General features: G+C 73.4%; 21 protein-coding genes. 16 read left to right on the plus strand and 5 right to left on the minus strand.

All coding sequences use genetic code 11. From position 1 onward, the window contains the following. The first annotated feature begins 2 nt into the window (after positions 1-2). From AB0B14_RS21610 to AB0B14_RS21645, 8 genes are all read left to right on the plus strand, one after another. Positions 3-1568 (plus strand): amidohydrolase family protein, encoded by a 1566-nt coding sequence (locus AB0B14_RS21610; RefSeq protein WP_357523780.1) that lies wholly within the window; start codon positions 3-5, stop codon positions 1566-1568. Then, positions 1565-3127 carry a lysine 5,6-aminomutase subunit alpha gene (locus tag AB0B14_RS21615; RefSeq protein WP_357523782.1) on the plus strand — a complete coding sequence of 521 codons (1563 nt, stop codon included), beginning with the start codon at positions 1565-1567 and terminating at the stop codon, positions 3125-3127. Before AB0B14_RS21610 ends, AB0B14_RS21615 begins: the two co-directional genes overlap by 4 nt. Beyond that, positions 3124-3888 (plus strand): OAM dimerization domain-containing protein, encoded by a 765-nt coding sequence (locus AB0B14_RS21620; RefSeq protein ID WP_357523784.1) that lies wholly within the window; start codon positions 3124-3126, stop codon positions 3886-3888. Before AB0B14_RS21615 ends, AB0B14_RS21620 begins: the two co-directional genes overlap by 4 nt. Then, positions 3885-4277 (plus strand): hotdog domain-containing protein, encoded by a 393-nt coding sequence (locus tag AB0B14_RS21625; RefSeq protein WP_357067347.1) that lies wholly within the window; start codon positions 3885-3887, stop codon positions 4275-4277. The genes AB0B14_RS21620 and AB0B14_RS21625 overlap by 4 nt, the downstream gene beginning before the upstream one ends. Next, positions 4274-5611 carry a glutamate mutase L gene (locus AB0B14_RS21630; RefSeq protein WP_357067349.1) on the plus strand — a complete coding sequence of 446 codons (1338 nt, stop codon included), beginning with the start codon at positions 4274-4276 and terminating at the stop codon, positions 5609-5611. Before AB0B14_RS21625 ends, AB0B14_RS21630 begins: the two co-directional genes overlap by 4 nt. A 517-nt stretch (positions 5612-6128) precedes the next feature. Next, positions 6129-7763, plus strand: coding sequence for an apolipoprotein N-acyltransferase (gene lnt, locus AB0B14_RS21635; RefSeq protein ID WP_357523934.1), 1635 nt, complete (start codon positions 6129-6131; stop codon positions 7761-7763). Positions 7764-7797: 34 nt separating this feature from the next. Beyond that, the gene (locus AB0B14_RS21640) at positions 7798-8607 is read left to right on the plus strand and encodes a polyprenol monophosphomannose synthase (RefSeq protein WP_357523786.1); all 810 of its coding nucleotides are present in this window, start codon (positions 7798-7800) and stop codon (positions 8605-8607) included. Positions 8608-8676: 69 nt separating this feature from the next. Next, positions 8677-9195 carry an FxsA family protein gene (locus AB0B14_RS21645; RefSeq protein ID WP_357523788.1) on the plus strand — a complete coding sequence of 173 codons (519 nt, stop codon included), beginning with the start codon at positions 8677-8679 and terminating at the stop codon, positions 9193-9195. A 61-nt stretch (positions 9196-9256) separates the two neighbouring features. Here AB0B14_RS21645 and AB0B14_RS21650 read toward each other — a convergent pair whose 3' ends face one another. The 3 genes from AB0B14_RS21650 to AB0B14_RS21660 form a co-directional block, all read right to left on the minus strand. Next, the gene (locus tag AB0B14_RS21650) at positions 9257-9598 is read right to left on the minus strand and encodes an RNA polymerase-binding protein RbpA (RefSeq protein WP_030327608.1); all 342 of its coding nucleotides are present in this window, start codon (positions 9596-9598) and stop codon (positions 9257-9259) included. Positions 9599-9791: 193 nt separating this feature from the next. Beyond that, the gene (locus AB0B14_RS21655) at positions 9792-10979 is read right to left on the minus strand and encodes a hypothetical protein (RefSeq protein WP_357523790.1); all 1188 of its coding nucleotides are present in this window, start codon (positions 10977-10979) and stop codon (positions 9792-9794) included. A 50-nt stretch (positions 10980-11029) separates the two neighbouring features. Next, positions 11030-12436 (minus strand): MFS transporter, encoded by a 1407-nt coding sequence (locus AB0B14_RS21660; protein WP_357523792.1) that lies wholly within the window; start codon positions 12434-12436, stop codon positions 11030-11032. A gap of 57 nt (positions 12437-12493) precedes the next feature. On the opposite strand from AB0B14_RS21660, the gene AB0B14_RS21665 reads away from it, so the two are divergent. From AB0B14_RS21665 to AB0B14_RS21675, 3 genes are read left to right on the plus strand one after another with little or no spacing between them, the layout of a single operon-like run. Then, positions 12494-13141 (plus strand): TetR/AcrR family transcriptional regulator, encoded by a 648-nt coding sequence (locus AB0B14_RS21665; RefSeq protein WP_357067360.1) that lies wholly within the window; start codon positions 12494-12496, stop codon positions 13139-13141. Positions 13142-13198: 57 nt separating this feature from the next. Continuing rightward, positions 13199-14638, plus strand: coding sequence for an NAD(P)-binding domain-containing protein (locus AB0B14_RS21670; RefSeq protein WP_357523794.1), 1440 nt, complete (start codon positions 13199-13201; stop codon positions 14636-14638). Continuing rightward, the gene (locus AB0B14_RS21675) at positions 14635-15468 is read left to right on the plus strand and encodes an SDR family NAD(P)-dependent oxidoreductase (protein WP_357067365.1); all 834 of its coding nucleotides are present in this window, start codon (positions 14635-14637) and stop codon (positions 15466-15468) included. The genes AB0B14_RS21670 and AB0B14_RS21675 overlap by 4 nt, the downstream gene beginning before the upstream one ends. A 109-nt stretch (positions 15469-15577) precedes the next feature. Here the strand turns inward: AB0B14_RS21675 and AB0B14_RS21680 are convergent, their stop codons facing one another. Continuing rightward, positions 15578-16228 carry a LysE family translocator gene (locus AB0B14_RS21680; protein ID WP_357523796.1) on the minus strand — a complete coding sequence of 217 codons (651 nt, stop codon included), beginning with the start codon at positions 16226-16228 and terminating at the stop codon, positions 15578-15580. 224 nt (positions 16229-16452) lie between these two features. On the opposite strand from AB0B14_RS21680, the gene AB0B14_RS21685 reads away from it, so the two are divergent. Continuing rightward, positions 16453-16941: a DUF1992 domain-containing protein gene (locus AB0B14_RS21685; RefSeq protein ID WP_357523798.1), complete on the plus strand. Its 489-nt coding sequence runs from the start codon at positions 16453-16455 to the stop codon at positions 16939-16941. A gap of 41 nt (positions 16942-16982) precedes the next feature. Further along, positions 16983-17525 carry a GNAT family N-acetyltransferase gene (locus AB0B14_RS21690; protein ID WP_357523800.1) on the plus strand — a complete coding sequence of 181 codons (543 nt, stop codon included), beginning with the start codon at positions 16983-16985 and terminating at the stop codon, positions 17523-17525. A gap of 2 nt (positions 17526-17527) precedes the next feature. Here AB0B14_RS21690 and AB0B14_RS21695 read toward each other — a convergent pair whose 3' ends face one another. Beyond that, complete coding sequence (locus AB0B14_RS21695) at positions 17528-18103, minus strand: maleylpyruvate isomerase N-terminal domain-containing protein (RefSeq protein ID WP_357067373.1); 576 nt, start codon at positions 18101-18103, stop codon at positions 17528-17530. Positions 18104-18254: 151 nt separating this feature from the next. On the opposite strand from AB0B14_RS21695, the gene AB0B14_RS21700 reads away from it, so the two are divergent. From AB0B14_RS21700 to AB0B14_RS21710, 3 genes are read left to right on the plus strand one after another with little or no spacing between them, the layout of a single operon-like run. After that, positions 18255-19196, plus strand: coding sequence for an ABC transporter ATP-binding protein (locus AB0B14_RS21700; RefSeq protein ID WP_357523936.1), 942 nt, complete (start codon positions 18255-18257; stop codon positions 19194-19196). A gap of 15 nt (positions 19197-19211) precedes the next feature. Beyond that, positions 19212-19970, plus strand: coding sequence for an ABC transporter permease (locus AB0B14_RS21705; protein WP_357067375.1), 759 nt, complete (start codon positions 19212-19214; stop codon positions 19968-19970). A 31-nt stretch (positions 19971-20001) separates the two neighbouring features. Next, the gene (locus AB0B14_RS21710; protein WP_357523802.1) at positions 20002-20784 is read left to right on the plus strand and encodes an ABC transporter permease; all 783 of its coding nucleotides are present in this window, start codon (positions 20002-20004) and stop codon (positions 20782-20784) included. The last annotated feature ends 22 nt before the right edge of the window (positions 20785-20806 follow it).

The following is a 20806-nucleotide window of genomic DNA, read 5'->3' on the forward strand; positions in this document are numbered from 1 at the left end:
TCATGACGAACCCCTCGACGTTGTACCGCGGCGGCGTGCTGCACTGCCCCGCCGACCCGAGCGCCACCGCGCTGCTGGTGTCCGGTGGGCGGATCACCTGGTTGGGGACCGACGGTGACGCGCCGCCGGCCGAGAAGGTGGTGGACCTGGGTGGTGCGTTGGTGACGCCGGCGTTCGTCGACGCGCACGTGCACGCCACCGACACCGGGCTGGCGTTGTCCGGGCTGGATCTGGCCGGGGTGCGCTCGGCGGGGCAGCTGCTGGACGCGGTGGCCGGGTTCGCGGCGGGTCTGCCGGCGGACGCGGTGGTGCTCGGGCACGGCTGGGACGAGTCGGCCTGGTCGGATGCGACGGTGCCGGACGCGGCGGCGTTGGGTCGGGCGGCCGGTGGGCGGCAGGTGTACGTGTCGCAGGCGTCGCTGCATTCGGCGTTGGTGTCGTCGGCGTTGCTGGCGGCGTGTCCGCAGGTGGTGAGGGCGACCGGGTACGACGCGTCGGGGTGGTTGCGTCGCGACGCGCATCACGTGGTGCGGGCGGCGGCGCAGGGGTCGGTGAGTCGGGCGCAGCGGGTCGCCGCGCAGCGGGTGGCCCTCGCCCACGCGGCGTCGCTGGGCATCGCGGCCGTGCACGAGTGCGGTGGGCCGGAGATCTCCGACGAGGAGGACTTCACCGGCCTGCTGGGCATCTCGGGTGCGGGGTTGCCGGAGGTGTACGGGTACTGGGGTGAGTTGGGTGGTGCGGCGCGGGCCCGGGAGTTGGGGGCGGTGGGTGCCGGTGGTGACCTGTTCGCCGATGGTGCGTTGGGTGCGCGTACGGCGCACGTGTCGCAGGCGTACGGCGACGGTGACGGTTGTGGGCACGCCTACCTGAGCGCCGAGCAGGTGCGTGATCACCTGCTGGACTGCGCGGTGCACGGCTTGCAGGGCGGGTTCCACGCGATCGGTGACGCGGCGATCGGCACGGTCCTCGACGGGTTCGGGCAGGCGGCGCGGACGCTGGGTGTGGAGCGGTTGCGGGCCGCCCGGCACCGCATCGAGCACGCGGAGATCATGAACAAGCGGTTGATCGCCGGGTTCGTGGAGTACGGGGTGGTGGCGAGCATGCAGCCGGCGTTCGACAGGTTGTGGGGTGGTGCGGGTCGGATGTACGAGTCGCGGCTGGGTCTGGACCGGGCGTTGGAGTCGAATCCGATGGGTGCCATGCACGGTGTGGGTGTGGCGTTGGCGTTCGGGTCGGATTCGCCGGTGACGCCGCTGGACCCGTGGGGGTCGGTGCGGGCGGCGGCGGCGCACCACAACCGGGCGCAGCGGATGAGTGTGCGGGCGGCGTTCGCCGCGCACACCCGTGGTGGGTGGCGGGCGGTGCACCTGGACACCGAGGGGGTTCTCGCGCTGGGTGCGCCGGCGACGTTCGCGGTGTGGTCGACGCCGGCGGGGGTGGAGCGGGGTCTGCCGGTGCTGCTGGCCGAGGACCCGGACCTGCGGGGTCCGGACGACCCGACGCCGTTGCCGGTGTGCCGGCGGTTGGTGCTGCGCGGTGAGGTCATCTATGAGGAAGGGTCATCATGACCGGGAAGCTTGATCTTGATCCGGTGTTGGTGGCGCGGGCGCGGGAGTTGGCGCGGCGGGCCGGGCAGCCGGTGGTGGACCTGGCGCGTAGCCACACGACGGTGTCGGTGGAGCGGGCGGTGCTGCGCCTGGCCGGGGTGACCGGCGCGGACCCGGACGGCATCCCGTGGGTCAACCGGCTCGTCGACGCGGTTGCCGCGGAGGTGGGGTTGGGGCACGGGGTGGCGGTGCCGGTGTTCGACGCCCTGGCCCGGGACGGCATGACGGATGTGACGTTGCTGGCGCAGAAGGCCGCCGCCGGGTCGGTGCGGTTCGCCGTGCCGTCCGGTCGGGCCGCCACGGCCGCCCGGTCGGCGGCGCGGAAGGCGGTCGGTGCGGGCATTCGGCGCATCGACCGGCGGCGCGCCGAGCGGGACCGGCTGGTCAAGCGGCACGGTGATCCGCAGCAGCGGCCGTGGATCTACCTGATCGTCGCCACGGGTGACATCTACGAGGACATCCCGCAGGCGCAGGCGGCGGCGCGCGCCGGCGCGGACGTGATCGCGGTGATCCGTTCCACGGGGCAGTCGTTGTTGGACTACGTGCCGGAGGGTGCGACCCGGGAGGGGTTCGCCGGCACGTACGCCACGCAGGAGAACTTCCGGCTGATGCGCGCGGCGTTGGACGAGTCGTCGAGGGAGGTGGGCCGCTACGTACGGTTGACCAACTACGCGTCCGGGTTGTGCATGCCGGAGATGGCGACCCTGGCCGGGTTGGAACGCCTCGACATGATGCTCAACGACTCGATGTACGGGATCCTGTTCCGCGACATCAACCCGGTGCGCACGTTCGTCGACCAGCGGTTCTCCCGGCAGGTGCACGCCCGTGCCGGGATCATCATCAACACCGGTGAGGACAACTACCTGACCACCGCCGACGCGGTGGACGAGGCGCACACGGTGACGGTGTCGCAGCTGCTCAACGAGTTCTTCGCACACGAGGCGGGGTTGGCGGACTGGCAGTTGGGGTTGGGGCACGCGTTCGAGATCAACCCGGAGGTGCCGGAGTCGTTCCGGTTGGAGTTGGCGCACGCCCTGCTGGCGCGGGAGTTGTTCCCCGACGCGCCGTTGAAGTGGATGCCGCCGACGAAGCACATGACCGGTGACGTGTTCCGGGGCAACCTGCTCGACGGGTTCTTCAACCTGGCCGGGGCGCTGACCGGTCAGGGCATCCTGCTGGTGGGGATGATGACCGAGGCGGTGGTGACGCCGTGGTTGTCGGATCGGGACATCGCCCTGCAGAACGTGCGCTACGTGCTGGGTGCGGCCGGTGGGCTGCACGAGGACTTCGTGCCGGCGCCGGGCGGGTTCATCCGCCGCCGCGCCAACCAGGTCCTCGGTGAGGCACTGGACCTGCTGGAGCGCATCGGGGAGCAGACGTTGCTCACGGCGATCGCCGAGGGCACGTTCGGGATCATGAAGCGGCCCGCCGACCGGGGCAAGGGCCTGGGTGGGGTCGCCGCGCACGAGGCCGACTACTGCAACCCGGCCACGGACATCCTGGAAGGGGACGCGGCATGAGCGCCGCCGACGCCGCGAAGCAGATCGTGCGGCCGTACGGGGACACCACCGGTGACGGGATGGTGCAGGTGTCGTTCACCCTGCCGGTGACCCACGACAAGCGGGCCGAGGGCGCGGCGGTGCAGTTGGCCAACAGGATGGGCATCGACCCGGCGATGGTGGTGCACGCCAAGCCGATGGGTGACGGGTTCACGTTCTTCGTGGTGTACGGGCGGGTCAACCACCTGGTCGACCTGACCGCCGTGCAGGTGGCGGAACGCGACTTCGCGTTGTTGTCGGCCAAGGACGTCAACACGGTGATCAAGCAGCGGTTACGGCGCAAGTTGTCCGTGGTCGGGGCGTGCATCGGCACCGACGCGCACACCGTGGGCATCGACGCGATCCTCAACGTCAAGGGCATCGCGGGGGAGAAAGGCCTGGAGTACTACCGGGAGTTGAAGGTCACCAACATGGGTGCGCAGGTCAGTGTGCCGGAGTTGGTGGAGACCGCCCGGGTGGAGAAGGCCGACGCGGTGCTGGTGTCGCAGGTGGTCACCCAACGCGACGCGCACCTGCACAACACCCGGGAGATGTCGGCGGCGTTCCGGGAGGCGATGCCGGCGGGGCGGCGGCCGCTGCTGATCGTCGGTGGTCCCCGGTTCGACGAGTCGATGACCGACGAGTTGGGCGTAGACCGGATCTTCGGTCGGGGCACCACGCCCGGCGAGGTGGCCAGCTACCTCGTGCACGCCCTGATCACGCAGCGGAAGGCGATGGCATGACTGACGAACGGCTCGGGTTGACGGTGACGCACCGGCGGTATGTGCCGTACTCGCACGCCCACTACGCGGGCAACCTCGTCGACGGGGCGTACGCCCTGGCCCTGTTCGGGGACGTCGCGACGGAGGTGTGCATCCGCACCGACGGCGACGAGGGTCTGTTCGCCGGGTACTCCGACGTGCGGTTCGGTGCCCCGATCCGAGCCGGTGACGTGGTGGAGGTGACCGCGCGGGTGTCGCGGGTGGGCACCCGCAGCCGCACCCTGGAGTTGTCCTGCGCGGTGGTGTGCCGGGGCCGTCCGGACCGTTCCGCGTCCGCCGCCGAGGTCCTGGACCCGCCGATCGTGGCGGTCACCGCGACCGGCACCGTGGTCGTTCCGCCCGCCTCGTGAGCCTCGCGGTCTGCGCGGACGTCGGGTCCACGTACACCAAGGTGGCGGTGGTGGACCTGGCCGCCGGTGTCCTGGTCGGCGCGGCGGCCGCGCCGACCACGGTGGGCACCGACGTGCTGCACGGCCTGGACACCGCGGTCGCGGCGGCCACCGTCGGGCTCGGGGTGCGCGACGTGCCGTGGTACGTGTGCTCGTCGGCCGGTGGTGGGCTGCGGCTGGCCGTGGTCGGCTACGAGCCGCTGGTCACCGCGCAGGCGGGCCGGCGGGTCGGGTTGTCCGCTGGCGCGCACGTGGTGCACGTCGCGGCCGGTCGGCTCGGTGCGGCGGACCTGACGGCGTTGCGGGCGTCCCGCCCGGACGTGGTGCTGCTCGTGGGGGGCACCGACGGCGGTGACGCCGAGACGGTCACCCACAACGCGACCCGCCTGGCCCGGGCCCGGTGGCGCCGACCGGTGGTGTACGCGGGCAACGCCGACGTCCGCGAGCAGTTGACCGGGCTGCTGCGCGACGCCGGGGTGCCGGTCACCGACGCCGACAACGTCCTGCCGCGCATCGGGGTGCTCGCCCCGGTGTCGGCGCGGGCGGCGATCCGCGCGGTGTTCCTGCGCCACGTCATCGGTGGGAAGCGGCTGTCGAGGGGCACCCGGTTCGCGCGGCTGGTGCGCGCGGCCACCCCCGACGCGGTGCTCACCGGTGTGGAGGTGCTCGCCGACACCCTCGGCGGTGACCTGGCCGTGGTCGACGTGGGTGGCGCCACCACCGACGTGTACTCGGTGCTCACCCCGGACGAGCGGGCCACCGGGCCGGGTCGGGAGGTCGCTGGCAGCCTGTGGCGGGCCCGCACCGTGGAGGGTGACCTGGGCATGCGGTGGAGCGCCCCCGGGGTGGTGCGGGCCGCCGCCGAGGAGCGGCTGCTCACCGCCGACGAGTCCGACGACCTGGGCGCCGCCGCGGCGTGCCGGGCGGCCGACCCGGCGTTGCTGGCCGCCGACGACGTCGAGTGGGCCGTCGACGCCCGCATCGCCACCCTCGCGGCGACTGTGGCGTTGCGCCGGCACGCCCGGGGTGCCGCCACCGGCGAGCGGGCCGGGCGGGACCTGCGCGACGTGCGGCTGGTGGTGGGTTCCGGTGGGGTGCTGCGGCACGCGCCGACCGGCACGTCCGGGCAGGTGTTGGCGGCGGTCCTCGCCGACCACGCCGGCGGGTGGGCGTTGCCCCGTGCCGCCGCCGCGGTCGTCGACGCCGACTACGTGCTGGCCGCCGGGGGGTTGCTCGCCGAGGAACACCGGGCGGCCGCGCAGGCGCTGCTGCGTCACCATCTGCGCACGCATTGAGACTCGCCGACCCGACACGCCGTGGCGCAACACACGACAGGCCCGGGTGGGTTGACAACCGGCGGGGGTCGGCACGTACCGTCTTTGAGTCCTACCACGGGAAGCGGCTGTTGTTCGCTTCGTCCTCTCGTCCGCTGGCCGAGCGACATTTTTGAGCGTCATCGTCGCGGCGGCCAGGTCCAGCGGGCGGGGGTCGGCGGGGCGGCGCGAACCGGCCGCGGTTACCGGTGTACGGGCAGGGTGAGGTGCACGGCCAGTAGACAACGGCCCGGCGGGGGCAGCCAGTCCACGCCTGGTCGGTCCGAAGGTCGTCGTGCCCCATCCTCGCCACACCGGCCGGGAAGGGCCTGGGAGCATCGGGGCGCGGCGTCAGCCGCGCCCCGATTTCATGTCCGCTGGGCGGTCTGTGCCCGGCGGCCCGACGCGGCCGGTACGCAGGCCAGCCAGGTAGCCTTCGCCCTGTGATCGAGGTGAAGCGGTGACGATTCTGGACCGGGATGAGACCCCCACCCCGGCAGTGGTGCTGCCCCCGCCGGTGATCACCGGTGGGCCGCTGCCGCTCACGGTCGCCGTGCTCCTGGCCCTGGCCGCCGGGCTGGCCCTGCTGGTGGCGTTCCCCCCGTACGGGGTGTGGCCGCTCGCGCCGGTCGGGGTGGCGTTGCTGGCCGCCGCCGCACACCGGCGGCGGTTGCGGGCCGGCGCCGGCCTGGGCTTCCTCACCGGGGTGGCACTGTTCGCCCCGATGCTGGCCTGGACGAACCTGCACACCGGATACCTGCCGTGGGTGCTGCTGTCGCTGCTGCAGGCCGGTTACCTGGCCCTGCTGGGCGCGGCCACCGCCTGGGTGTCGCCGCTGGCCGACCGCGTCCGCTGGGCGTGGCCGGTGCTGACCGGGCTGCTGTGGGTGGGGCAGGAGGCGCTGCGCGACCGCACCCCGTTCGGCGGGTTCCCGTGGGGGCGGTTGGCGTTCAGCCAGGACACCTCGCCGCTGCTGCGCCTGGCCGCGTGGGGCGGTGCCCCGCTGGTGACCTTCGCGACGGCGCTCGTCGGCGGGTTGCTGGTCACCGCCGCCTGGCGGGGCTGGGTCACCGCCCGACACACCCCGCGGGACGCCACACCGGCCGCTGACGGCCCGCAGGACGAACGGGTCACCCGGGGGCGGCGGTGGGCGCCGGTGGGCGTACCGGCCGTTGTGGCGGTCGCGGTGGTCGTCGGGGGTCTGCTCGTGCCGGTGGCCACCGCCGGTTCCGGCGCCACGGTCACCGTCGCGATCGTGCAGGGCAACGTGCCGCGCCTGGGCCTGGACTTCAACGCCCAACGGCAGGCGGTGCTCAACAACCACGCCGACGCCACCATCGACCTGGCCGCGCGGGTCGCCGCCGGGCAGGAGCGGCAACCCGACCTGGTGGTGTGGCCGGAGAACTCCAGCGACATCGACCCGCTGCGCAACCCCGCAGCCGGGGCCCGGATCTCCCAGGCCGCCGACACGGTCCGCGCGCCGATCCTGGTCGGCGCGGTGCTGCTGGGCCCCGGCCCCGGGCAGGTCCGCAACGCGGGCATCCTGTGGCGGCCCGGCACCGGCGCCGACCTGAGCCAGCTGTACACCAAACGCCACCCGGTGCCGTTCGCCGAGTACGTGCCGCTGCGCGACGTGGCCCGGATGGTCAGCAAGCAGGTCGACCTGATCCGCGCCGACTTCGTGCCCGGAAGCACCCCGGGCGTGGTACGCGTCGGCCCGGCCGTCCTCGGTGACGTCATCTGCTTCGAGGTCGCCTACGACGAGGTCGTCCGCGACACCGTCACCGGCGGCGCGCAACTGCTGGTGGTGCAGACCAACAACGCCACCTTCAACGTGGCCGAGGCCCGCCAGCAGATGGCCATGGTCCGGTTGCGGGCGGTGGAGCACGGCCGGCCGGCGTTGATGGCGTCCACGGTCGGCGTGTCCGGGTTCGTCGCACCCGACGGGCGGGTAAGCGATGCCACCGGGTTCAACACCCGGGAGGTCGTGGTGCGGCAGTTGCGGCTCGACGACGGACGTACCCTCGCCACCCGCCTGGGCTGGTGGCCGGAGGTGACGCTCGCCGCGCTGGCCGTGGCGGCCCTCATCGGCGCGGCGGTGCTGCGCCGGCGGCAGCGGGTCAGGCCCGGATAGCAACAGCCGGTTCGCCGGCGGGAGCGGAGGAACCGTGATCCAGGCGACCGATACGATCCGACGCCCGGACGAGGTGCCGGGTGTGGGCCGGGTGCTGGTGGTGATCCCCACCTACAACGAGGCCGACAACATCGCCGTGATCGTGGGCCGCCTGCGGCGTGCCGTCCCGGCGGTGCGGATCCTCATCGCCGACGACAACAGCCCCGACGGCACCGGCGCGATCGCCGACGCCCTCGCCGACGGCGACGCGCACGTGCAGGTGCTGCACCGCCAGGGCAAGCAGGGCCTGGGGGCGGCGTACCTGGCCGGGTTCGGGTGGGCGCGGGAGCGCGGCTACCAGGCGGTCGTGGAGATGGACGCCGACGGGTCGCACGCGCCGGAGGACCTGCCGGCGTTGCTGGACGCCGCCCGCGACGCCGACGTGGTGATCGGGTCACGGTGGACCAGCGGCGCGCGGGTGGTCAACTGGCCGTTGCGGCGGCTGCTGCTGTCGCGCGGCGGCAACCTGTACGCGCGCCTCGCCCTGGGTATGCCCGTCTCGGACGCTACCGGCGGTTACCGGGTCTACCGGATCAGCGCGTTGGACGCCATCGACCTGGGGTCGGTGACGTCACAGGGTTACTCGTTCCAGGTGGAGTTGTCCCGGCTGGCGCACCGGGCCGGGGTGCGGATCGTGGAGGTGCCGATCACCTTCGCCGAACGGGAACGCGGAGACAGCAAGATGAGCCCGCGGATCGTGGCCGAGGCGCTGTGGCGGATCACCACCTGGGGTGTGCAGGACCGCCGCCAGGCGGTCCGTCGTGGCCTGCACGGCACCCCCTCCGGTCAGGTGCGGTGGCCGTGAGCGCGGCCGTGTCATGCTGGATGGGCGGGGCACGCCCACGGTGCCCGCACAGAATGGCGATGAGGTGAGATGCGCCGAGGACTGAGGTTCGTACCGTTGGCCCTGTTGCTGACGGTGGTGCTGGAGTTGGCGGTGTTCGTCGGTGTCGGGCGGGCGCTGGGGTTCGGCGCGGCGGTGCTGCTGGTGTTCGCCGCGTCCCTGCTGGGGCTGGTGCTGCTGCGCCGGGAGGGGATGCGCGCCTGGCGGGGTTTCCGCGCCGCCGCGGCGGCCGGGCAGCCACCCGGCGGGCAGGTCACCGACGGGCTCGTCGGGTTGGCCGGCGCCCTGCTGTTGGCGGTGCCCGGGCTGATCAGCGGCCTGGTCGGGTTGCTGCTGTTGGTGCCACCGGTGCGTCATCTGGCCCGCGCCGGTGTGCGGCGGGCCACCGAGCGGCGGGTGTCGTCGATGGTCGCCGGTGACCTGTTCGGCCCCCGCACGGTGCGGGTGCGCCAGGGTGCGCCCCAACCGACCCCGCAACCGGAACAGCCGGTGGTCGTCGACGGTGGTCGGGCCATCGAGGGCGAGATCGTCGAGCCCGGTCGCCACTGACACCTGCACGGACACGACGACGCCCCCGGGGAGAACCCGGGGGCGTCGGTCGTCGTGCGGCTCAGGCGCGGCCGCGGCGGGTCCGAACCTCCTGCAGGCGCTCCTCGAGGATGTCCTCAAGCTCGGCGATCGAGCGCCGCTCCAGCAGCATGTCCCAGTGGGTACGCGGCGGCTTGGCCTTCTTCTGCTCCGGCTCGCTGCCGTCGACGAGTCGGGCGACGCTGCCGTCGAACTTGCATTCCCAGGTCGTCGGGACCTCGGCGTCGACGGCGAACGGCACCTCGAACTGATGGCCCTTGGCGCAGAGGTACTCGCGGGTCTGACGCGGCGCGAGCTCCGTGTTGCGGTCGGATTCGTAGCTCACCGCGCCAAGGCGGCTTCCGCGCAGCATACGCTCGCCCATGATCGACTTCCCCTCGTTCGTGGTGCTGGTCTTCTGGGTGTAACGGTGCGTTCCCGTCGAGCCATTCCCGCCCGAGGGCGTGAGGCGTCCACGGGGGTGGGCCGCGACCCAAGGGTAGCCGGCCGGGACGCGCACCCGACCAGGTGATCCCCAGCCGGGCCGCAACGGGGTGTATCCGCTGCCACCGGGGAGGTTAACCGCCCGGGGGTCGCGAAGGTTGCGCCGTGCCCGACTCGGCCGGTTGCGGCACCGACCCGAGCCGGGCCAGCGCCACCGCCAGGTCGCTGACCTGGTCACCGAGCTGCGCCACCCGCCGCTGGGCCAGGTCCCGGTCGGTCTCGGCGGCGTCGAGTCGTACCGTCAGGGCGGTGACCTGGCTCTCGGCGGTGGCCGCCGCCTGCCGGGCCGCGGTCACCTCGCCGGTGAGCGCGTCGCGCTGCGCCGCGGTGGCGGCCAGCTCCGCGCGCAGCCGCGCCGCCAACTCCGCGGCCTCCTGCCGGGCGTCGTCGAGCTCCCGGGCGGCGACCTGGGCCCGGTCGCGGGCCCGGTCGGCCTGCTCCCGCGCGCGGGTGGCGTCGGCGGCCTCCGCGCGGGCGCGCGCCGCGTCGGCGCGGGCCTGCTCGATCTGACGCCGCACGTCCTGCACCTCGGCCTGCCACCGCCCGGCCCGCTCGGTCGCGTCGGCGGCGACCCGGGTGGCCCGCTCGGCGTCGGCGCGCACCGCGTCGCGTTCGGCGGTCAGGTCGGCCACCCGCTGCCGCTCGGTGTCACGTTGCGCGCGCAGGTCCCGCACCTCGACGCGGGCCTGGTCGCGGTCCCGTTCGGCCTGGTCGCGCAGCGCCTGCGCGGCGCTGACGTCGTGCCGGGCCTGGTCGCGGGCGGCCTCGGCGCGCTGGGTGCGCTCGTCGGCGGCGGTGGCCTGCTGGTGTGCCCGCTCGGCGCGCTGGCGGGCGTCGTCGGCCTCGGCGAGAGCCACGCGGGCCTGCTCGCGGGCGCGCGCCGCGTCGGCGGCGGCGGTCTCGGCGTCGTCGCGGGCCTCGTCACGTTCGGTCTGCGCCGCCGCGACCTCGGTGGCGGCCTCCGCACGAGCCTGCGCGATCTGCCGCTGCACCCCCACCGGCGACAACTCGGCGTGCAGCGACTCGGTCAACGTCTCGACGATCTGGTCGAGGCGGTCCACCGCCTCCCAGGTGCGGGCCACCTGCCCCGGCAGGCCGGGAGCGTTGCGGTGCCGCATCCGGCTGTTACGCGAGGCCCGCTGGCAGGCGCCGTCGTTGTCCCGGCAGTAGCGAAACGGTCGGCCCGCGCCGACACGCTGCGGCACCGGTGCTCCACAGTGGGCGCAGGGGCGGGTCTCGGTGGTGGTGGGCTGGGCATCCATCGAGGTGGCAGTCTAGTGCCGCGGCGCTGGCCGCCCACACCGCGCCAGGGTCAGCTCGCCGCGCGGGCGCTCGCGTCCAGGGTGTAGCGGCGTTGCAGCAGCAGCGCCGCGAGCATCGCCACCGCAGGCAGCAACCCGAAGCCGTAGCGGACCGCCGCCAGCGCCGTGTCGGGCTGCGTCGGGGACTCACCGGCCGTCGAGGCCACGAAACCACCAACGGCCAGGCACAGCGCGTACGCGTACGGGCCCAGCGCCGCACCGGTGGCCTCGGTGGCCGTCCACACCCCGGTGTAGGTGCCGGCACCGCTGGCGGCGCTGGTGGTCTCGGCACCGCTCGCGGTGGTGGTGGTCTCGGCACCGCTGGTGTCGGTGGCGGCGCGGATCACGTCGGGCAGCATCGAGAACGGCAGCAGTTGCATGCCGGCGAACGCCACACCGAGCACCGCCACCGCGCCGATGAGCACCGGCAGGCCGGCCGGGCGACCCACCGCCAGCACCAGCGAACCGAGGGCGAACGCGCTCTGCGCACCGAGCAACGCCCGCTGCTTGCCGAGGCGGCGGGCCACCACCAGCCAGGCCGGCGTGACCAGCAGCGCCGGCGCCACGAACGCGGCCACCAGCACCGTGGTCAGACCGGGCGCGCGCAGCTCGTACTCGGCGTAGTAGGGCACCCCGGCGAGCACCAGGTGGGTGGTCGTGGACATGGCCAGGTACGCGGCGACCAGCCACCGGAACTGCCGGTCGCGCAGGGCGGTGCGCAACGCCCGCCACCCGCCGTGCCCGGACCCGACGCCGCCCGCCGCGGACCCGCGCAGCCGGGCGATGCCGGCGACACCGACCAGCATGGCCACCAGCATCCCCCCGGCGAGGACCACGCCCATGCGCTGGTAGCCGCCCCGGGTGGCGGCGTCGCCGCCGGTGAGCAGCGGGGCCAGCAGCCCGGAGACCAGGATGCCCAGGGTCAGCACGACCATCCGGAACGCCATCAGCCGGGTGCGTTCGTGGTAACCGATCCGCAGGTCGGCCGGGGTGGCCAGGTAGGGGACCTGGTAGGCGGCGAAGAGGAGGTTGCCGGCGACGAAGAACACGGCCACCCAGGCGGCCGCCGGCGCGCCGGTCAGCCCGCCGGGCACCGCGAAGAGCGCGGCGAACGCGACAGGCAGGGCGCAGCCGAGCAGCAGCAGGCGACGGCGGTCGCCGCGTCGGGTCTGCTCCACGTCGGCGCGGTGCCCCACCCACGGGTGCAGCAGCACGTCGGCGATCTTCGGCAGCAGCAGCGCGAGACCGGCCAACCACGGCCCGACCGCCAGCACGTCGGTGAGGAAGTACAGCAGCAGCAGGCCGGGCACTGTCACCCAGATCCCCATGCCGAGCGACCCGACGGCGAAGCCGGCCAGGGGGCCGCGGGGTAGCGTCGCGTCGGTGGCGGCCACGGGCCGCCGGTCCAGCCCGGTCATCGCCGCATCCCCTCGGTAATCCAACGGTTGCTGGATTCTAGGGGCAGAATGGCGGCCATGACCATGCCCCGACGCCGTCCCGGTCGACCGCGGCGCGAGGAGACCCGACCGACCCGCGAGGTGGTGCTCACCGCGGCGACCGCGCTGTTCGCCGAGCGTGGCTTCGACGCCGTCGGGCTGCGGGAGGTCGCCGCCGCCGCCGGGGTCGACGTCGCCACCGTCGCCCACCACACGGGTACGAAGGCGGCGCTCTACGACGCCTGCTTCGCCCGGGTCTTCGCCGCCGAGCGGGAGGTGCTCACCGAGGCCGCCGAGCAGGCCCGCGCCGCTCTCGACGCGGGGCCGGACGCGGCGCGACGCGCCCTGCACGAGCTGGTCGACGTCTTCGTCGACTTCCTCGAAGACCGCCCGGAGACCACCGCGCTGTGGCTGCGCCGCTGGCTGGAACCGCAGCGGCACGCCGAGCTCGACAAGCGCTACGCCGAACCGTTGTACCGGCTGGTCGCGGAGTTGCTCACCGCCGCCGCGGCGACCGGCGCGCTGGCCGAGCCGACCCCGCACATCACCGTTCGCAGCCTGGTCTGGGCGACGCACGGGCACGTGGTGGCGTTGGCCGCCGGCGCGCCCGGGGCCCGGGAACGGCGCGAGTTCCGGGCGTTCGTGCATCGCCTGCTCGACGGGTTGTACGGGTCGTCGGCCCCTTGACGCGTCGCCGCCGCACGACGATTATCCATCGGACGTTGGATTAAGTGGGGGGCGGCGATGGGCGTACCACCTCGGGTGGCGGTGATCGGCGCCGGCGCGGCCGGGCTCGCCGCCGTCAAGGCACTGCGCGACGCCGCGGTGCCGACGATCGGCTTCGAGGCCGCCAACCAGGTCGGCGGCCTCTGGGTGTACGGGGCACCCGACTCGCCCGCGTACCGCACGCTGCACCTGAACACCAGCCGTGGGCGCACCCAGTTCGCCGACCACCCGATGCCGACCGACTGGCCCGACTACCCCGATCACCGCCGGGTCGCCGGCTACCTCGCCGACTACGCCGAGCACTTCGGGTTGGGCGACACCATCCGACTGCGGCACACCGTCGAGCGGGTCACCCGCGATCCCGCCGGCACGTGGACGGTGGCCGCGAACGGGCCGCACGGGCCGGTCTCGGTCACCGTGGACGCCGTGGTCGTCGCCAACGGGCACAACCGGGTGCCCCGACTGCCCGACCCGTCGTACCCCGGCACGAGCACGGCCGAGCAGCTGCACAGCCACGACTACCGGGGTCCGGAGCAGTTGACCGGCAAGCGGGTCCTGGTCGTCGGCGGCGGCAACTCCGCGATGGACATCGCGGTGGACGCCTCGTACGCCGCCACCCGCACCCTGCTGTCGCTGCGCCGAGGCGTCTGGGTGGTGCCGAAGTACCTGCTGGGCCGCCCCTCGGACACCCTGAACGGGGCGCTGGCCCGCCGACTGCCGTGGCGACTGCGCCAACGCATCAGCCAGGCCACGCTGAGCGCCACCGTCGGCAGCCCCGCCCGGTACGGGCTGCCCGCCCCGACGCACGGCTTCCTGCAGGATCATCCGACGCTCTCCGACGGTCTGCTGTCCCGGTTGACCCACGGCGACGTCGAGGCCCGACCCGGCGTCGCCGCCCTGGACGGGGACCGGGTCGAGTTCACCGACGGTCGCAGCGACTCCGTGGATCTGATCATCTGGTGCACCGGCTACCGGGTGGAGATCCCGTTCCTCGATCCGGCGCTGCTCGGCGGGAACGGTGACAGCCTGCCGCTGTACCGGCACGTGTTCCACCCCGACGTCCCGGGCCTGACGTTCGTGGGGCTGATGCAGTCCACCGGCTCGGCCTTCCCCCTGGTGGAGGCGCAGGCGAAGCTGATCGCCGCGCACCTCGCCGGCCGGTACGCGCTGCCCGACCCGGACCGCCAGCGGGCCGTCTGCCGGGCCGAGTTGCGGGCCGCGACCGCCCGCTGGGGGCAACGCCGTCCGGCGATGCGCGTGGACTTCGACGTCTACCTGGCCGAGTTGACCCGCGAGTTGACCGCCGGAACCCGCCGCGCCCGTTCCGGCACCGCCGGTGCGCCCGACTCAACCGCCGCGGCCGGCGCAGGCAGTGCGGGTGGCGCGGCCAGTGCGCGCCACGCAGGCAGTGCGGGCGACGCGGCTGGTGCTGCCTCGTCGGTCGGGGTGGAGCAGTGAAGGGTCGGGTGGCCGGTGGGCTGGCTGGCCGTCGGGTGTTGGTGACCGGCGCGAGCGGAACCTTCGGCCGGCACCTCGGCGCGGCGTTCACCGCCGCCGGGGCTCAGGTGGTGGGGCTCGACCTGCACGCCCGCCCCGACGCCCGCCTGCCGGTGCTCGGTTGCGACCTGACCGACCCGGACGCCGTGCCGGCGGCGGTGCGGGCCGCTACCGACCGGCTCGGCGGGCTCGACCTGCTGATCAACAACGCCGGTGTGGGTGGCCCCGCCCCGGCCGAGCTGGCACCCGACGAGGTGGTCCGGCGACAGCTGGAGGTCAACCTGCTGGCCGCCTGGCGGACCACCGCCGCGGCGCTGCCGCCGCTGCTCACCGCACGCGGCCGGGTGATCTTCGTGGCGAGCCGGATGGCGGTCCTGCCACTGCCGCTCGCCGCCGCGTACGGGGTCAGCAAGCGGGCCCTGGTCGCGTACGCCGACGCGCTGCGCCACGAGGTCGGTACGCACGTCGGGGTCAGCGTGGTCTACCCGAGCATGGTCGCCTCACCCATCCACCACAGCACCGCCGAGGCCGGGCTGTCGCTGCGGGGAGTGTCCCGTCCCGAGCCGGTCGAGGGGGTGGTGGCGGCGATCCTGCGCGCCGCAACCGCCCGCCGGGCACCTCGGGACGTGGCGACCACCCGGCGTGGACGGCTGGAGCTGGCCGTCGGGCGGCACGCGCCCGCGCTGGCCGACCGACTGGTACGCCGTACCCTCGCGGCTCGGCTCGCCGCCGGTGACCTGGACGCCGCGCCCCTGGCCGCCGCGATGCTGCGCCGCCACCGGGGGCAGTAAGGCCCCGGCCCGGCGTGGCGCGCAATGCTCCGCCGCGACCGGGGGCAGTAAGGCTCAGGACCGGGCGTGGCGCATGATCGTCCGCCGCCACCGGGGGGCGAGGCTCCGGTCAGGGTGTGGCGACCGCCGCGCGGGAGCGGTCGGCGGCGATCCGGACGGCCAGTGCGGCCAGGGCTGTCCCGGTCACCCAGCGCTGCACCCGCAGCCACCCGGGTCGGCGGGCGAAGAACCCAGCCAACGAGCCGGCGCTGAGCACGATCAACGTGTTCACGATCAGCGCGACGGTGATCTGGGTCAGGCCGAGCAGCAGACTCTGCGTCGCCACGTGCCCGCGCGCCGGGTCGATGAACTGGGGCAGCACCGACACGTAGAGGATGGCGATCTTCGGGTTCAGCAGGTTGGTGACCAGGCCCATGGTGAACAGCCGCCGGGGCCGGTCCGGTGGCAGCGGCGTGGGGGTGAACGGTGAGTGCCCACCCGGACGCAGCGTCTGCCACGCCAGCCAGAGCAGGTAACCGGCCCCGGCGAACTTCACCACCGCGTACAGCGTCGGCACCAGGACGAACACGGCGGCTAGGCCGGCGACCGCCGCCGCCAGGTAGACGCCGAAACCGGCGGCCACCCCGAGCAGTGACACCAGCCCGGCCCGGCGGCCCTGCGCCACCGAGCGGGACACCAGGTAGACCATGTTCGGGCCGGGCGTGAGGACCACCCCCAACGCGACAAGTGTGGTACCCAGCAGTGCACCCGTACCGACCATGACGTTTCCCCCGTTCGGCGTCTTCGCACCGACGGTAGGCCGGGTGACAGTGTGGACCGAGGGCCACCTGGCAGATCGTGGCCCTCGATTCGGACACCTGGGCCGAAACCACCCCCGGCCGGTGCCGCCGGGAATGGTCACGGCCGGGCACGCGCTGATCCGCGTCAGGTGCGTGTCGCCGTCCGGAGGCGGCGCGTTACGGTGGCCGGGGGAGGTGCCGCAGGGTGACCGAGGCGTGGGAAGCGGCAGTGGAGGCGCAGATCCGGGGAGCCGTGCAACGCGGCGAGTTCGACGACCTGCCCGGCATGGGCAAGCCGATCCCCGGTCGAGGAGCACCGTACGACGAGTCGTGGTGGATCAAGAGTTTCCTGGAGCGGGAGGCACTGCCCAGCGACCTGCTCCTGCCCACCCCGCTGCAACTGCGTCGGCGCATCGAGCAGGTCCCCGACGAGGTCCGCGACCTGCCCACCGAACAGTCCGTACGCGACTTCGTCGGCCAGCTGAACACGCAGATCGTGGCCTGGCTGCGCAACCCCGACGGTCCGCGCGTCGCGGTGCGTCCGGTGAACGTCGACGAGGTGGTGCGCCGTTGGCGCGCCGAGCATGCCCCGCCCCGCGTTCCGACGCCCCCGACCGAGCGGGCGAGCGCCGTCGCCGCGCCGCGCCGGTCCCGCCGTACCTGGTGGTTGCCCTGGCGTCGCCGTTCGCGCTGACCCGGGTGGTCGGCCTCGCACGGCACCGCCAGACTGGGCGGATGGTGATCGAGTTGCGGGCGTCCGGTACCTCCTCGATGCCGGGCCTCGCCCTGCGACCCTGGCTCGACGACGACCTGGACGCCCTGCTGGACGTGTACCGGGACCCGGTGTTGCGCCGGTGGACCCGGATGCCGGTGACCAACCTGACCGAGGGTCGGCAGTGGTTGGAGCGGGTGCGACAGGACTGGGACGCCGGTCGGCGGTACAGCTTCGCGGTCGTCGAGGACGACGCGGACGGCCCACGGCTGGTGGCGAACGTGGTGCTCAAGACGGTCAGCGCGCACTGGCCGGAGCCCGAGGTGGGCTACTGGACGGCGGCGTGGGCGCGCGGTCGTGGCGTCGCCCCGCGGGCGGTCACCGCGCTGAGCCGGTGGGCGTTCGACGAGTTTCCCGCGATGAAGCGCCTCGACCTGCTGCACCAGGTGGACAACGTGGCGTCCTGCCGGGTGGCGCAGAAGAGCGGCTACCGGTTCCAGGAGGTGCTGCCGGCCCGGCCTCCGTTCCCGTTGGACGGTCACCGGCACTCGCTGACCGCCGGCTAGGGTCAGTCCACCGCCGCTCGCCACACCCACGAGGTGCGTCGTGCCCGGCCGGGCAGCTCGCCGCGGCCGGTCATCCACAGCAGAACCTCGGGCGCGGCGCCGTCCGGGGCGTCCGGGAAGAGCCGCCGCAGCACCGCCGCGCTCAACCGCCGTGGTGGCTGCCAGGGCACGCCGAGACCGAGGGTGATGTCGTGGGTGTGCAGCAGGGTCTCGGCCGCCCCCATGGCGGCGAAGCCAGCCGGGTCGCAGGGCCCGAAGTGCCAGGCCCGCGCGTGCGCCGGGGCGGCGTCGACGGCGGTGGCGAGCAACCCGGCGCTGGCCCGCACCACAGTGAGGGTCTGCGCCGGGCTCGCGTCGGGGGAGACCCGCAGGTCGTACGGCAGGTAGCTGTCTGTGGGGCTGGCGGTGACCTGGCCGGCGTACGCGAGCAGGTCGTGTGCGACGTGCGCGGCGGTGGTCCAGCAGCTCCAGGTCAGGGTGCCGGCGGGCACGGACCAGTCGCGCTCGCGGTGCGGGTGCAGCACCCGCGTCATCTCGTCGGCCGCCTGGAGCAGGTCGGCACCGGTCAGCGCGGACATTCGTCGAGCCTCGCACTGCCGGTCGGATGCCGCAACCGGGATCTGCCGCGGCACCGGGATTTTTCAGTGCCCTGCCCAGATCTTGCAGAAGCCTGTTGATTTTCCGTACGCTGCCGTGGTGAGCGAACACCCGCTGGTCCAGGCGACCCAGCTGACGAAGATCTATCCGCCGCGCGGGTCCACAGCGGAGTTCCACGCCGTCGCCGGCATCGACTTCGAGGTCCAGCGGGGCGAATCGTTCGGGCTGCTCGGCCCCAACGGCGCCGGCAAGTCCACCACCATGCGGATGATCGCCGCGACGTCGCCGATCAGCGGCGGCAGCCTGCGCGTGCTCGGCATGGACCCGATGCGCCAGGGGCCGCAGATCCGTGCCCGGCTGGGCGTCGTGACGCAGGACGACTACCTGGACAACGAGCTGACCGTCCGGGAGAACCTGCACATCTACGGGCGGTACTTCAGTCTGCCGCGGGCCGTCATCCGGGACCGCGCGACCCGACTGCTGGACTTCGCCCAGCTTCAGGAGAAGGCCGGCGACCAGGTCGAGACGCTCTCCGGGGGTATGCGCCGACGGCTGACCATCGCCCGTTCCCTGATCAACGAACCCGACATCCTGCTCCTCGACGAGCCCACCACCGGCCTCGACCCGCAGGCCCGCCACGTCCTGTGGGACCGGCTCTTCCAGCTCAAGCAGGAGGGCGTCACGCTCATCCTCACCACCCACTACATGGACGAGGCCGAGCAACTCTGTGACCGGCTCATCGTCGTCGACCACGGCCGGATCGTCGCGCAGGGCTCACCCCGGGACCTGATCGGCAGGTACGCCACGCGCGAGGTTCTGGAACTGCGCTTCCGCCTCGACGAACGCGACACCGTCGCGGAGAAACTGCGCACGTCGGCCCTGGCCACCGGCGGCAACGACACCGACGGGCGCGTCGAGTTGCTCCCCGACCGGGTGCTCGTCTACACCGCAGACGGTGAGGCCGCCCTCGGCGCGGTGCACGCCATGTCGCTCACGCCGCTCACCGCCCTGGTCCGCCGCGCGACGTTGGAGGACGTGTTCCTCACCCTCACCGGCCGATCGCTGATCGAGTAGCAGGGAGGACCACCGGTGCTGCACGCCTTCGGATACTGGGTCACGCGCTACCGGCGCACCTGGCGTGGCTCGATCGTGCTCAACGTACTGAATCCGTTGCTGTTCCTCATCGGCATCGGCGCCGGCCTGGGCGCCCTCGTCGACGACAACGCGCCACCCCAGATCGCCGGCGTCTCCTACGCGGCGTTCTTCGCCCCGGGCATGCTGGCCGCCGCCGCGATGCAGAACGCGTTCCTGGAAGGGGCGGCGGGAGTCGCCCGGGCCGCGGGTTTCGGGGCCTACCGCAGCGCCACCCCGACGCCCCTGCGACCGGAGCAACTCGCCGCCGGACACCTGCTCTTCATCACCGTCCGGGTGCTCATCGCCAGCGGCGCCTTCGTCGCGGTGATGGCCGCGTTCGGGTTGATCGGCGGCTGGTGGGCACTCGGCGCCCTGCTCGGCGCGACGCTGACCGGAGCCGCGTTCGCGACGCCGGCCGCGGCGTGGGCAGTCGGCGTCCGCAAGCTGCGCCACATCGACACCGTGTTCCGCTTCGTCATCATGCCGCTCTACATGTTCTCCGGCACGTTCTTCGCCGTCTCGCAGCTACCGGAGTGGATCCGGCCGCTGTCCTATGTGCTGCCGCTGTGGCACGGGGTGGAACTGTGCCGCACCCTCAGCCTCGGCACGGCCACGATCACCGGCAGTTGCGTCCACATCGCCTACCTGCTGACACTCGCGGTCGGCGGCTTCCTGGTCGCCCGGGTCACCTACCGCCGACGGCTGCACCCGTGACGGCCCACCCACCGAGCCTCGGGGAGACAGCATGAGCACCGTCGTCGTGCCGGCCTGGACGGCCCGCCGAGCCCTCGCGCTCGTCGAACGCAACGCCATGATCTACCGCCGGTCGCTCACCCCGCTGCTCAACGCGCTCGTCGAACCGGTCCTGTACCTGTTGTCGATAGGTGTCGGCGTCGGGCTGCTCGTCGGCACGGTCCCCGGAGTCGATGTCCCGTACGCCGTCTACGTGGCGCCGGCGATCCTGGCCACGACCGCGATGAACACCGCGTTCAACCAGACGAGCTTCGGCGTCTTCGCCAGGATGCGGGTCGAGAAGACCTACGAGGCGATCCTGCCGACACCACTGTCGGTCACCGACATCGCCGTCGGCGAGGTCACCAGCGCGATGATCAACGCGCTGGTGACGTCGATCGGTTTCCTCACCCTCATGGCGGTCAGCGGGCTGGTCACCTCGGCCTGGGCACTGCTGGCCCTGCCGGCGTCGGTGCTGATCTCCTACGCGTTCGCCGCCGGCGGGCTGGCCGTCACGACGTACCTGCGCGACTACTCCGACTTCCAGTACATCCAGCTCTTCATGCTGCCGATGTTCCTGTTCGCGACGACGTTCTATCCCCTGTCGGTCTATCCGGAGGCGGTGCGGCCCCTGATCCAGGCGCTGCCGCTCTACCACGGCATCGAGCTGGTGCGCGAACCGATGCTGGGCCGACTCGGCTGGGGCCTGCTCATTCCGGTGGCCTACCTGCTCGCCTTCGGCTCGATCGCGATGGCCGTCGCCACCCGCCGAATGACCCGGGCGATGCTGCGCTGAGCGACGGGTCGGGCATGCCGGA

Source organism: Micromonospora sp. NPDC049171, from assembly GCF_040648275.1.
Lineage (GTDB): Bacteria > Actinomycetota > Actinomycetes > Mycobacteriales > Micromonosporaceae > Micromonospora.

What these genes read in the sequence shown, in the direction of transcription:
- AB0B14_RS21615 (WP_357523782.1), top strand. Translation starts at nt 1,565, where the DNA reads ATGACCGGGAAGCTTGATCTTGATCCGGTGTTGGTGGCGCGGGCGCGG.
- AB0B14_RS21660 (WP_357523792.1), bottom strand. Translation starts at nt 12,436, where the DNA reads ATGACCGGGCTGGACCGGCGGCCCGTGGCCGCCACCGACGCGACGCTA.
- AB0B14_RS21650 (WP_030327608.1), bottom strand. Translation starts at nt 9,598, where the DNA reads ATGGGCGAGCGTATGCTGCGCGGAAGCCGCCTTGGCGCGGTGAGCTAC.
- AB0B14_RS21665 (WP_357067360.1), top strand. Translation starts at nt 12,494, where the DNA reads ATGACCATGCCCCGACGCCGTCCCGGTCGACCGCGGCGCGAGGAGACC.
- AB0B14_RS21655 (WP_357523790.1), bottom strand. Translation starts at nt 10,979, where the DNA reads ATGGATGCCCAGCCCACCACCACCGAGACCCGCCCCTGCGCCCACTGT.
- AB0B14_RS21680 (WP_357523796.1), bottom strand. Translation starts at nt 16,228, where the DNA reads ATGGTCGGTACGGGTGCACTGCTGGGTACCACACTTGTCGCGTTGGGG.
- AB0B14_RS21695 (WP_357067373.1), bottom strand. Translation starts at nt 18,103, where the DNA reads ATGTCCGCGCTGACCGGTGCCGACCTGCTCCAGGCGGCCGACGAGATG.
- AB0B14_RS21625 (WP_357067347.1), top strand. Translation starts at nt 3,885, where the DNA reads ATGACTGACGAACGGCTCGGGTTGACGGTGACGCACCGGCGGTATGTG.
- AB0B14_RS21620 (WP_357523784.1), top strand. Translation starts at nt 3,124, where the DNA reads ATGAGCGCCGCCGACGCCGCGAAGCAGATCGTGCGGCCGTACGGGGAC.
- AB0B14_RS21690 (WP_357523800.1), top strand. Translation starts at nt 16,983, where the DNA reads ATGGTGATCGAGTTGCGGGCGTCCGGTACCTCCTCGATGCCGGGCCTC.
- AB0B14_RS21670 (WP_357523794.1), top strand. Translation starts at nt 13,199, where the DNA reads ATGGGCGTACCACCTCGGGTGGCGGTGATCGGCGCCGGCGCGGCCGGG.
- AB0B14_RS21710 (WP_357523802.1), top strand. Translation starts at nt 20,002, where the DNA reads ATGAGCACCGTCGTCGTGCCGGCCTGGACGGCCCGCCGAGCCCTCGCG.
- AB0B14_RS21645 (WP_357523788.1), top strand. Translation starts at nt 8,677, where the DNA reads ATGCGCCGAGGACTGAGGTTCGTACCGTTGGCCCTGTTGCTGACGGTG.
- AB0B14_RS21610 (WP_357523780.1), top strand. Translation starts at nt 3, where the DNA reads ATGACGAACCCCTCGACGTTGTACCGCGGCGGCGTGCTGCACTGCCCC.